Genomic DNA, 11,830 nt, shown 5'->3' with positions numbered 1-11,830 from the left:
TCGAAGCCTTCAATGGTGTCATCAAGCGGATAATATACAAGGCATGTGGTTACAATGATCTTGATTATCTCTATCTAAAAATCAGGCAGGAGGCCCAAAAATGATCAGCCAACCTGTAAAAGCCCCAAATAAAGATTATTCTAATTGACGTTTTTTTGAACAAAAGTTCAAATCTTAATAGTTCTCTATCAGCTACATGGCATTGGCAAGGGCATTGCATTTCGATAAGTTAATAAAAGATGGTCATGATTCACCGATATAATCTTTATCGAGTTTATGCTGTGAAGTTGGCTGTATCAGGGATGAAAGAACGGGAGCTGAATTGTGTATATTCTGCGACTGAATGCTGCCGGACAACCGGTGGAATGGCTGACCTGGCAGGAAACAGTCTGTCTCTATTCAAGAGATCTGATCCGCTGGAGTCTGGGTGATGTTATTTATAAAGTAAGAGGTGGCTATAACCGCTGGCTGGGAACCCAGACGATCATTGAACTACCCAGCATTATTGCCTGTGGAGGCAAACGAGTCTTTCCTGCGCGCACCAATCCTGCTTTAACCAATTCTTCTCTTTTCGAACGTGATAATCATCAGTGCATGTATTGTGGCAAGTTCCTGTCACGCAAGTATTTGACCCGCGATCATATTCTTCCCACTTCCAGGGGAGGGCAGGATGACTGGATGAATGTGGTTGCTTCCTGTAAACGATGCAATCAATTCAAGAGTGACCGCTTGCTGGAAGAGCTGGATATGACACTGGTGGCCTTACCCTATCGTCCCAATGCGGCGGAGTATCTGGCGCTGGTCAATAGTCACCGGATTCTGTCCGAGCAGGCGGATTATCTCAGCAGCCAGTTTTCTGAAAATTGTCGGTGGAGTCTGGATCCCGATCGGCAATGGGAAAAAGAGCATTTTCATAATAAAACACAGGCTTGAGCGTTGAGTGCTTGGGAACTTGTTTAGGGTTTCCATGGTCTCAGGAGGTCTGAAAACAAAGAATACCTCATGAAATCATGGATTCAGTCCTGCCCGGAATATTCAGATGCTTACTGTTTGCTCTTCTAATGGCTTCTGTACAGAGCTCATTGGTGTGGGGAGGAGACATCCGAACTGGTGTTGTTGAGCAGGGAGTCTTACTTAATCCTGTTGTTATTCCTCTGTCTTACCATGACGAAATTCTTCTGAATCAGCGCCTAAATCATTTACTGTCTGATCATTGTGCCAATGAATCCGGCGAGTGTATTTTGTCAGACAATGTTTCCGGGTTTTTCAGACAGCAATCTCATGAAGGCCATAGAACGGTTTATCTGAGTCTAAGACAACCTGAAGCGTTGTTGTTCTACCATTCTCACGTCTTACCGCTAATGGCTGACAGGGTAGAAGACCCTGTATTACAGGCTTTCCAGTTCATCCAGAAGGATACCATTCGTCATTGTAAAAAACTGGACGATGAATTGTCGGAAATGGGGGGCTTGGAGGCCTGGTTTAAACGAGTCAGCAACCTCAGGGCCTACCTACCGTTGTTGGTGGCTTTGGGGAGAGATCTAAGAACTCTGAGCGATTATCTGGGCAGACATATACCTACTGATGAAGCGGCAGATATGAATTCCTATCTGCTGACCCATGAACGCAATGCCCCCTTCAGGCTAAAGAACGGCTCTTCTTATTCTGAAGCTCTTCCAGAAATTCTGCTTACCAGAGCGGCAAACAGTGCCCAGTGGCTCAGGGTACCAGGCTTTCTGAAGCTGGATACATCCAATAACCAACGATTGGGTTTTGATGTAGAAGATCATCAGAAACTGTCTGATTATGATGTGACAGAACTCATTCACTTTATTCTCTACAAGCGCTTTCTTGCTCCACAAATTGATACGGTACCCCCTGTTTTTATTGGCTATATCCCGCCTGTTTTTGCCCGGATATTCATCAAGGGAGGCGCTTATTACGATGAAAATATTCCAGGAGGAAATATCGTACATGGTTACTTCTCGCATATTCTTCAGCTGGCGCAATTAAATTTTTCCGGGGCATCCGGTGGGTCACTGATGGAGCAGATGAAAGCAGAGTCCATGACGAATGACTGCTGGAACCGATTGTTTGACAGGGCGGCTCAGTATTTCTGGAAAGCAGGGTTTGGTCTGGAGTTGAGTAACGGGGATAAAGTCGTCTTCTTCGACCTGCCTGTAGGGTTTGCAGCGGACCCTCTCCAGCAGATGCTATCCACCCGATATTTCTCAGAGCTGCTGGACAGGGCTGTGAAATCCAGTGACAGAAACTTCCAGTCGTTGGTGCTGTCTGAACTGGGTCTTAATAATGTGGATGAACTGATTGAGGCCAGGCGGTCGGTTCATGTGATTGAAACGGCTGTTATTGCCCATGACCTTGCCAGCTGGCAATTTCTGATCGATGCGGGCACCTATTTCTGGCCTGCATCTCTACTGATGACACCTTACCTTGAGCTCAGTGATGAGGTGCTTCATGGTCAGAAGTTTGTGCAGGATTCGGTCATGGAAAGTGCCAGTGAGTTGATGAGGCTGAAACTCATTGAGAAGGGATACAGTGTTGAGAAAGTCAGCATGAACCTGGATGCCTTTATTGCAATACCCCCCCCTTGGCCAGCGCACTGGGAGAGGGCTTTTTCCGAATCAACTCAATAACCTCTCTGATACCCTCCTTGAGGATAATGATCAAAGTGGCATCCGGCATAGCCTGGCGACTGGGTTTGTCCTCGGGGCAGGTAATGACTTTTGATGCGTTCTCTAGTTTCAGCGAGAAACTGTCGTATAGCGGTTTCAGTGGGCATACCGGTTACATCCTTGTGTTGCTCATTCTCATCAGAAGCCACCTCTGATACCTGAAGTGGCTTCTATAGTACATCTAATGAGTATTATTTAACCGCTCGCTCCTGACCATCCCAGTACTGGGCCCGAATGGCTTTTTTATCAGGTTTGCCAACCGGCGTCAGCTGCAAAGCTTCCACATAATCAATGGTCTTCGGTGCCTGTACTGAGCCTTTGGCATCCTTAACGGCATTGATCAAACCTTCGGTCAGCTCTTCCGTTTTCTCTACGCCAGGACGCAGAACAACCACCGCTTTGACGGATTCGCCCCAGTGATCATCCGGAACACCAATAACCGCTACCTGAGCAACGGAAGGTTGAGCGGAGAGAACGTTTTCCACCTCTTTAGGGAATACATTGAAGCCACCGGTAACAATCATATCTTTGGTGCGGTCAACAATATACAGAAAGCCGTCTTCATCAAAACGACCTACGTCGCCTGTATGCAGCCAGCCGCCAGCCATGGCTTCTTTTGTTTGTTCTGGTTGTTTGTAGTAACCCGTCATGACCAATGGAGAGCGGACACAAATTTCACCTGGCTCTCCTGGAGCCACAGGATTGTTGTCCTTGTCGAGCAGCTCAAGGTGTACCCAGGGAGATGGCTTACCGGCACTGCCCAGACGCTCAGGTTTACTCAAGTCATGATCTTCACGTTTCAGGTGTGACAGTACCATAGGGGCTTCAGACTGACCGTAGACCTGAAAGAACTTCTGCCCCCACTTGTTAATGCCTTCTTCGAGACGGGATGGGCTCATGGGGCTGGCACCATAGTAAATGATATCCAGACTGGAAAGGTCAGCTGTTTCAGAGCGCGGATGATCCAGCAACATATACAGCATGACCGGAACCATGAAAGTTGCATTGATCTTGTACTTTTCAATGGTGTCAAACACCAGATCGGGTGTGAAATAGGCCGGGGCAAAGATAGTGCCGCCCCGTTGCAGGGTCGGTACGAGGAAAGCCGCTCCAGCATGGGATAACGGTGTAGCGATCAGCATACGCAGATCTTTTGGCAGATCCCATTCAGCCATGATGGCCTGAGTCATGGCGGCAGGTACACGATAAGGTTGCAGTACCCCTTTTGGTTTACCCGTGGTGCCCCCGGTGTAAACGATTGCGTTAAGGTCTTCGGGCGAAATATCCGGAGCTTTCAGAGGCTGAGGCTCAAACTGTTCGGACAGGGCTGTGTAGTTTTCACCTGCTTGCGTGTCACCGAAAGCCAGCAGATTTTTCAGAGAAGGAACTATTTCTTTCAGCTCTTTGGCTCTTTCCTCGAACAGACTGGCGTCATAAACCAGCGTTTCGATCTCAGCGTCGTTCATGACATAGGCATGGTCGTCTTTTGAACCCAGCGGATGAAGAGCGGTACCGCAGGAGCCTGCAATCGACATGGCACAAAGGTTATAAAGTACTTCCGGACGGTTGCCGGAAAGAATGGCTACCCGACTGCCAATACCAATGCCTTTGCTGGCCAGTACCTGATGAAACTGGCTGCTTTTTTCCCTGACGGTTTTGTAGGTGGCAATGCTTTCACCCAGGTGCAGACAAGGGCGATCGTCATGCTGGTTCAGTCCATCAATAATCAAATGAGGCATCAATGGGTAGTTGTTGATATCGTCACTCATAATGGTTTCCTGTTGTTCTTATTTTCATAGGAAATTGTTCCCCTCTCCAGGAGCCTGTCGGAATTCAGGCCGTAATTGCCTAAGTCCGACAGGCTCCCAGCCAGCTTCAGGCTGGTTCCACTTCTTCCCGCTTACGGAACTGGGAGAAGTCGGGGTCGCGCTTTTCAAAAATAGCCATGACTGCTTCAATGTTTTCGGGAGAGCCGCCCAGCTTTTCCATGGCCACTTTTTCATCAGACAGAGCCTGTTTTAAAGGCTCCATGCGAGCAGCTTTCACTAATCGTTTGGTGGCTACCAGCGAACTGACTGGCCATTTGGCAATGTCTTTAGCGCTGGCCAGTGCCGCTTCAAACAGCGATTCATCACTGCAGACGGTTGTGACCAGATCCAGTTCGGCGGCGCGTTCTGCGTTAATCCATTCGGAGCGCAGCATGATTTCGGTGGCTTTTCTCTGACCCACAATCGTAGTGAGTAGATAGCTGCTGGCCAGTTCGGGCACCAGGCCCAGGCTGGTGAACGGGAATCGTAACCTCAGGCTTTCGCCGACATAAACCACATCACAATGCAGCAGCAGGGTAGCACCGCCTCCCACGGCAATGCCTTTTGCAGCGGCAATCAGCGGCTTGTCAAATTCGACCATGGCCAGTGCGCAGGCATCAAAAGGATGAACCTCGCCCGGTTCCATAGCGGTGGTAAAGTCATTGAGATCAGTGCCGGAGGAAAAGTCGTTACCTGCTCCGGTCAGCAGTACGGCGGCAACACTGTCGTCTGATTGAGCTTCCTGAAGCGCCAGGGTGAACTCAACCCATTGCTCCCGACTGAAAGCATTTTTCTTCTTGGGTCGGTTCAGGGTCAGGATCAGAACACCATTCTGGTATTCTTTCAGTACGGTATGGGTCATGAAGTGCCTCCCTTTTGTGAGGAATCACTCCCTGAATAGGGAGTGATGGATAGGATTATTCGCCGGTGAAAACAGCAGAGCGTTTCTCTTTAAAGGCTTTCATGCCTTCCCGGGCGTCCTTGCTGGACATCACAGGCCAGCCCAGCTGATCGGAGTCAGCCAGAGCCTGCTCCATAGGCATGGATTCATCATGCTGACGCAGTGACTGCATCACGGCCTTAACGGCCAGAGGGCCATTGGCACAGATTTTTTCAGCGATCTCCATGGCTTTGAAGAGCGCTTCACCTTTACCGACTACGTGGTTGATCAGACCCCATTCCAGGCATTTCTGAGCGGTCACATGTTCACCCGTCAACAGTACTTCTGCCGCCAGAGCATAAGGAATCTGACGACGCAGACGGATGGTGGATGCCGACATGGGGTAGAGGCCTCGGGCCACTTCGGTGACACCAAAAGTGGCATCTTCAGCGGCTACACGGATGTCGGTTCCCTGCAGAATTTCGGTACCGCCGGCCAGTGCATAGCCTTCGGCTGCCAGAATGATAGGCTTGTTGGGCATGTTTTCCCGAAGCAGTGCCTGCCAGTGAAGATTGGGAACCGATTGCATCAGTTCCTGAATTTCACTGGTGTCGTCACCCCCTTCAGGGCCTGCTGACAGATCCATACCGGCACAGAAAGTATCACCGTTAGCGGTCAGAACCGCGCAGCGGAGATTGTCGTCTTCGTCCAGAAGGCGCCAGGCTTTATACAAGCCAACCAGCATGGCAGGACTGAAAGCGTTTTTCTTTTCGGGACGGTTGAGGGTAACGACCAGAATATGGCCTTTCTGTTCGATGATGCAGTTTTGGGTACTGATAGGAAGTTCAGACATTTTTATTATTCTCTTTATGTGGACAGTGCAGCTCTTTCAGATCCCTTAGCCTTTAATGCTCCGGTGTAAGCTGCACTTCCGGCTCATGGCTGTCTGCTTTTCATAGCTCCGCCTCCATTGAGGGGAGTGGGGTGAAGAGTGGGGTGGCAGCCTCTTCCGACCCGATCGGAAAAGGCTCCAGTAGTTGGGTCGGGTATTAGGCGACCTGGTGCGATTTGCTCAGGGCAATGTCACGGGTTTCCTTGTAGGAAGGTTTGCCACTGGGTGTCCTTGGCATTTCTGCAACAACATGTAATTCACGGGGAAGCTTGTAGCCGGCAATGTGTTTGCGAGCTTCTTCCTGAACACTCTTCAGGCTGACCTCATGACCTTGCTTCAGTGTGATTACTGCGGTCACTTTGGCATGAAAGCGTTCGTCAGGTGTTTCGACGACCAGGCAGTCGATAATGGACGGGTTGTTTTTCAGAGCCTGCTCCACTTCTTCAGGGAAGATCTTCTCACCGCCTGAGTTGATGCAGTTGGAATCACGACCAAAGATGGTGATGGAACCGTCTTCTTCCAGACGAGCAGCGTCGCCTGTAAGCAGCCATGTCTTGCCTTTGCCCTCTACATCAATAAAGGTCTTGGCGGTTTTGACCGGATCGTTGTAATAACCGGCAGGGATGTGCCCTGAGCGAGAGAAAATACCGGTTTCTCCTGGCTTGGCGTGACGAGCCTGCTCGGGTGTTTCTCCTTCAACAATGACATCCATAAACTCGGAGCGGTTGACATTACCCAGGCTGGCTTCTTCTTTCTTACTGCCAGTATCCATACCCATGCTGCCCGATTCAGAAGAACCGAAAGAGTTGGTGATGAACACATTAGGGAAGTGTTGCTTGAAGGCATCCTGCTTGGCATAGGAGAAAACAGCGCCCCCAGAACCTACGTTGAAGACAGAGTCCAGCTTCCAGCGGCCAGGATTGTTGTCCAGAGATTCCAGCAGGGGAATCGCCATGGCATCACCAACAATCTGTACTGAGTTAACAGCTTCCTGCTCAACCAGCCCCCAGACGGTTTCTCCACTGAGGTTGCGTTCAGGATTCATGACCAGTTTATTCCCGGCCAGCAGAGTGATACAGGCAAACCACCAGGAGGCACCATGCATCAGAGGTGCCAGGGGAAGGGAAGCCATCTCAAAGCCAGGCATACGATCAATGATGTCTTCAGGCTTCTCACAGGGGCCTTTGTCCAGGCTGTAAAAACCGCCGCCGCCCATAGCTGCATGGAAAACGTGTTCATGTGGCCACATCACACCTTTTGGCATACCTGTCGTACCACCGGTGTAAAGGATGAACAAATCCTGACCTGAGCGTTCTTCAAAATCGCGTTCGGTGGATTGCCCTTTCATGGCTTCTTCGTAATCAGTGGTGCCAATAACGGACAGATCGTTATCAGAACCATCTTCAACGGATACAAACGTTTTCAGCTCAGGGAACTGTCCCTTGATCTCGTTGATGGCAGGAATGAATTCACGGTGATGAATACAGGCGACGACATCCGCGTTGTCGAAAATGTACGACAGCTCTTCATTGACGTAGCGGTAGTTAACATTGATGGGCACTGCACGAATCTTGAAGCAAGCCAGCATGCCTTCAAGGTATTCACTGCAGTTGTACATGTATAAAGCCACATGCTGACCTGCCTGGACACCCTGTGCACTGAGGTAATGAGCCATCTGGTTGGCCCGCTCTTCAAGCTGGGCATAGGTGATGCGGCTCTCGCCACAAACCAGGGCTTCACGCTCGCCAACTGCATCGACAACCAGCTCGAACATATCGCAGATATTGAAGTGTTTTTCAGCCATTACCATATTTACCTGTTGGTTATTGTTCTTTTCGATTCAGGCCATTTCTGGCCATGTATTTCCGCTTTTCGTGCCTGCCAGGAGAGCGGAAAACGTGAAGATGCCTTAACGATCTAAGGCAAACTTCTTAATGGAGGTAACTAATATCAGACAGGTCTATGATTCACGTCGTCCACTTGGGTTATATAGTGCAGAGCTTGCCTGGCATTTACATACTGGAAACAGGACTTTTTGATGCCTGCTGAAGCAACGATTTCATTCTTTTCTTACTGGCGCATGGCCTTTCTGGCCGCTATCACTCTGGTTCTCACGGTATTGGTAGAAGATGCCTATGTTCCGGTAACAGCGGATGTAGCAAAAGACTTTGGTGCTGCACTGAATAATTTTCAATTAACCACCATTCTGCTGATCTGCGTTCAGGGCTTCACCATGCCCCTGTTTGCATCGTTTGGTGACAGGGTGGGGCGAATGCCGGTTCTTGAAAGTGGTTTGCTGGTCTTTATTGCTGGGTCGCTGCTCTGCATGATGGCGGGTTCTACTTTACAGTTTTACGCTGGTCGAATTTTTCAGGGGGTAGGCGCTTCAGCGATTCTGGTCATCATACCGGCCATGATTCGCGATCGATTCAGCGATAATGCAGCGGCCAGTCAGTTCTCTGCCATTGCCTTTATTCTGCTGGTAAGTCGGATCGTTTCACCGGAGCTGGGTGTTCAGTTGACTTCTGGATTGGGCTGGAGGTTTCTGTTTGGCCTGACTGCCGCGTTGGGGGGCATTATCCTGTTGATTAACGTCCGGGCTTTTCATGCTGAAGAGAAAATGAAATTCCAGCGCCGGAAAAGTTCTTTTCTCATCGATGTCAGAAAAGTTCTGGTTAGCCCGTCGTCACTGAAATTTATTTTTGCCTATACCTCCAGCTCAACAGTAGTACTGGTTTATTACAACAATGCCTCTTTTCTGTTTATCCATTACTACCAGCTTTCTGAATCCGTTCTGGCGCTGATTTTGTCACTATCGTTTGTAGTGCAGGGAGCTGCTTCTCTGATTAATATCGGTTTGTTGAAGCAGTTTAGTTTTCGCCAAATCATGGCCGTCTCATTTTATTTGATGGTGTTGCTTTCAGTGGTGAACATGGTTTTGGATTGGACTGAGTGCCACACCATGGTCAGTAGCATGCTGTTGCTGTCGTTTCTGTTCTTTTTCTCTGCATTTATTGCACCCAATGCTCTTACAGGTGTTGTTCAGGAGCATCCCCGAGCGGCTGCAACAGCCAGCTCTGTGATGGATGTGGCGGCCATTATCGTCAGCAGTCTGGCTTCCGTACTGGTGATTCTGTTATCGGACGGAACCCCTAAAACCCTTTCTCTTGTGGCTATGGTGGTTTGTTTGTTATCGCTCACTCTCTGGCGCAAAGGGTCTGACTATTTCGACTATTAGCTTTCTCCTGCTTTGAACTAGTATGAATCCCCGATAACTGCTGATTAGAAATAAAAATGTGTTTGTTTTGAGGATGAGCAGTCCTTGCGATTAGAAACAGGATAAGTATGAAAGCATTCTTCTTTGTTCTGGCAGGCCTTTTGTCTCTGCCAGCTGGGGCTGGGAATTACATACGGACGGATGATGATCTAACCCAATTCATGAGAGAGACGAATCTGATCGATCCTGTTATGGAAATGATGATCAGAAGAACCACAAGATCGGATGATACCTTACTGCTAAGACGATACTTTATAGAGAAGGGTGCCCTGGTTCATAGCAATGTCAGCACGGAGGAACCACTTAGCTTTGACAATGAGGGAGAAAGTCAGAGTCTGAAGCTGAATCAATCCGTTATTGAGAAGAAAGTAAACGGATCTGTGCTTTATAAAAGTCAGCCCGGCTCAACAGAGCTCAAGTTGTTCTACTGGCATCTGTCGGATGATGATTCAGATACGAAAGAGTCTATCAATGATCAGTTTGATATTTTGGTAGATAACTTCTCAAAACTTGATGAGGTCAGGAAAGAAAATCCGGATCTCTTTGTATTCTCCGGTGTTTCTTATGTGGAATACCTGAACCAGATTCGAGACTTTTGTTTGAGTGTCCTGGCTTTCAGTATGTCAGGTGAAGAGACTCAGCAAGCCTGCAATCTATCCAATACAGGTAATGACTACCTGAATGCCCAGACTGAGCACGTTTTGTTTGGCAGTAACTTTCTTGCGATCAGTCCATTGCCTCTTGAGCCTTATATCAATCAGTTCGATGATGTTGGGTTAACTTTCTGGCTGGAGACCGGTAGGAACTCAACAGCTAATATGGCTTATCTAGCTAATTATAAGGTCTTCAAGAATGGTCATTGGCACTCTATTGTGCAGTTGACAGGGAATCATAATTACAGTTGGTCTAATCCAAAAGACGAACAGGTAAGCCATTGGGAGTGGATGGTCAGCTCAAGAGTCAAGGTGATTCTGAATGAGATGCTGGAAGAAGGTGAGTCTGCCCATGTTTTAACGAATATAAATGGAGCCGTTTTCCCAAAAAAGAAAGTAGCAGAACGTTTAAAGTCGACGCCTAAAGTACACCTTGATGATTTGCCTGACTTCGATCCTGGTAATAACCGTCTGGCTCAGGATGTAACCTATAAGTTTAATTTCTTCCATCGTCCCAAAGCTCAGCAAATGGCACAGATCTACCTGTATCGAAAAGGGAAAAAAATAAAAAATTCTGGTGCACCTATGAAACGGCTGGTTCTTAAACGGATTGATAAGGGCGATGAGGCCAGTGTGGGTTGGAATGAGTGGTTTTGGGGCTACGAGTCTCACAGGGAGTTATCTCCATTTTCTCCCTTGGTGACTACGCTTAAGTACCGGCATGTTGAGATTCAATCGGCGATTATTGAACCTGAGAGCACTTCACAAGATGTCCCTGATCTGATTCCAGATATTCCCATGATTGATGACAGCGTGAACCGGTACTGATGATTTTGATCATTAGGAAGAAATACATGACAGCTATAGAAAAATCATGACCCAAGTCGGCGACTTTCATGGACTGAGATTCATACGAAGGGCCTTGTCAAAATAGCTGGATTGAGGTTGAAGGGTAATTTCTGTGGGGCAGGAAGCATGGCCTACGGAGAGAATAAAATCGATGGTTTTTAAAATGTCGTTCATTTCTATAGCTTGCTTATCAAGTGATTCCTCACCTTTCTGCTGGCTGATCTGACCGGGGTGGATGCTGCAGACTTTAATACGGTAGTCCCTGACATCTTCAAACAGAGCCTGACAATACCCCCTGAGTCCAAATTTACTGCCACAGTAAGCAGCACCTCCCGGGTAGGGTTGCAAGCTGGCAATAGAGCCAAAATGAATCAGGCAGCCTGAGCGTCTTCTGGTCATTTCTGACAGGAAGAAATGATTCAGGGCTATGGGAAACTCAAGGTTTATCTTTAGAAGGTCTGACCAGTCACTGAACTCGGCTTCGGGGGCTGGTAGCCATTGGAACACTCCTGCTGTATGAATAATAAGGTCCGGGCAGCCGATTTTTTTCTGAACAGCATTGAAGAGTTGAGGCCATTGATCTTCGTCCAGAATGTCACAGGCCGTGACCGTGATTCGATCATTGCTTTTACCCAGCAGAGCAATGGACTCTTCAATGTATAGGAATTTCAAAGCACAGGTAGAACACCTTTCGTCGTATAGTTTTGCCGGATTTTCCTGAGAAGCAGTCAGGCTGTTTTCCCTGATTCTAAAAAACATCAGTTTTACAGGTAATGCA

10 protein-coding genes are annotated in these 11,830 nt (G+C 48.3%); 4 read left to right on the top strand and 6 right to left on the bottom strand.

Annotated elements, in window-relative coordinates; all coding sequences use genetic code 11:
• Nucleotides 1-324 precede the first annotated feature (324 nt).
• Nucleotides 325-933, top strand: coding sequence for an HNH endonuclease (locus ACR2PX_RS12340; RefSeq protein ID WP_433999658.1), 609 nt, complete (start codon nucleotides 325-327; stop codon nucleotides 931-933).
• A gap of 128 nt (nucleotides 934-1,061) precedes the next feature.
• Nucleotides 1,062-2,654, top strand: coding sequence for a hypothetical protein (locus ACR2PX_RS12335; RefSeq protein ID WP_433999657.1), 1,593 nt, complete (start codon nucleotides 1,062-1,064; stop codon nucleotides 2,652-2,654).
• Here the strand turns inward: ACR2PX_RS12335 and ACR2PX_RS12330 are convergent.
• From ACR2PX_RS12330 to ACR2PX_RS12310, 5 genes are all read right to left on the bottom strand, one after another.
• Entirely contained in the window at nucleotides 2,648-2,842 is a 195-nt protein-coding gene (locus ACR2PX_RS12330) for a hypothetical protein (RefSeq protein ID WP_433999656.1), read from the bottom strand. The two genes, ACR2PX_RS12335 and ACR2PX_RS12330, sit on opposite strands and share 7 nt — an antisense overlap.
• Before the next feature lie 42 nt (nucleotides 2,843-2,884).
• Entirely contained in the window at nucleotides 2,885-4,462 is a 1,578-nt protein-coding gene (locus tag ACR2PX_RS12325) for an AMP-binding protein (protein ID WP_433999655.1), read from the bottom strand.
• Between the two features lie 106 nt (nucleotides 4,463-4,568).
• Nucleotides 4,569-5,363: an enoyl-CoA hydratase/isomerase family protein gene (locus ACR2PX_RS12320; RefSeq protein ID WP_433999654.1), complete on the bottom strand. Its 795-nt coding sequence runs from the start codon at nucleotides 5,361-5,363 to the stop codon at nucleotides 4,569-4,571.
• Between the two features lie 55 nt (nucleotides 5,364-5,418).
• Nucleotides 5,419-6,234, bottom strand: a complete 816-nt coding sequence (locus ACR2PX_RS12315; protein ID WP_433999653.1) for a crotonase/enoyl-CoA hydratase family protein — start codon at nucleotides 6,232-6,234, stop codon at nucleotides 5,419-5,421.
• Nucleotides 6,235-6,430: 196 nt separating this feature from the next.
• Nucleotides 6,431-8,077 carry an acyl-CoA synthetase gene (locus ACR2PX_RS12310; RefSeq protein ID WP_433999652.1) on the bottom strand — a complete coding sequence of 549 codons (1,647 nt, stop codon included), beginning with the start codon at nucleotides 8,075-8,077 and terminating at the stop codon, nucleotides 6,431-6,433.
• A gap of 234 nt (nucleotides 8,078-8,311) precedes the next feature.
• On the opposite strand from ACR2PX_RS12310, the gene ACR2PX_RS12305 reads away from it, so the two are divergent.
• Together ACR2PX_RS12305 and ACR2PX_RS12300 are read left to right on the top strand one after the other, a co-directional pair.
• Nucleotides 8,312-9,511: an MFS transporter gene (locus ACR2PX_RS12305; protein ID WP_433999651.1), complete on the top strand. Its 1,200-nt coding sequence runs from the start codon at nucleotides 8,312-8,314 to the stop codon at nucleotides 9,509-9,511.
• 107 nt (nucleotides 9,512-9,618) lie between these two features.
• Nucleotides 9,619-11,031 (top strand): hypothetical protein, encoded by a 1,413-nt coding sequence (locus ACR2PX_RS12300; RefSeq protein WP_433999650.1) that lies wholly within the window; start codon nucleotides 9,619-9,621, stop codon nucleotides 11,029-11,031.
• 66 nt (nucleotides 11,032-11,097) lie between these two features.
• Here the strand turns inward: ACR2PX_RS12300 and ACR2PX_RS12295 are convergent.
• Nucleotides 11,098-11,830, bottom strand: a 733-nt coding sequence (locus ACR2PX_RS12295) for an SDR family NAD(P)-dependent oxidoreductase (protein WP_433999649.1), incomplete at its 5' end; no start/stop codon positions are given.

The sequence above is a fragment of the Endozoicomonas sp. genome (assembly GCF_051008435.1).
Taxonomy (GTDB): domain Bacteria; phylum Pseudomonadota; class Gammaproteobacteria; order Pseudomonadales; family Endozoicomonadaceae; genus Endozoicomonas_A.
The sequence above is the reverse complement of the archived record's forward strand: the minus strand, read 5'-3'. Positions and strand labels throughout refer to the sequence as shown.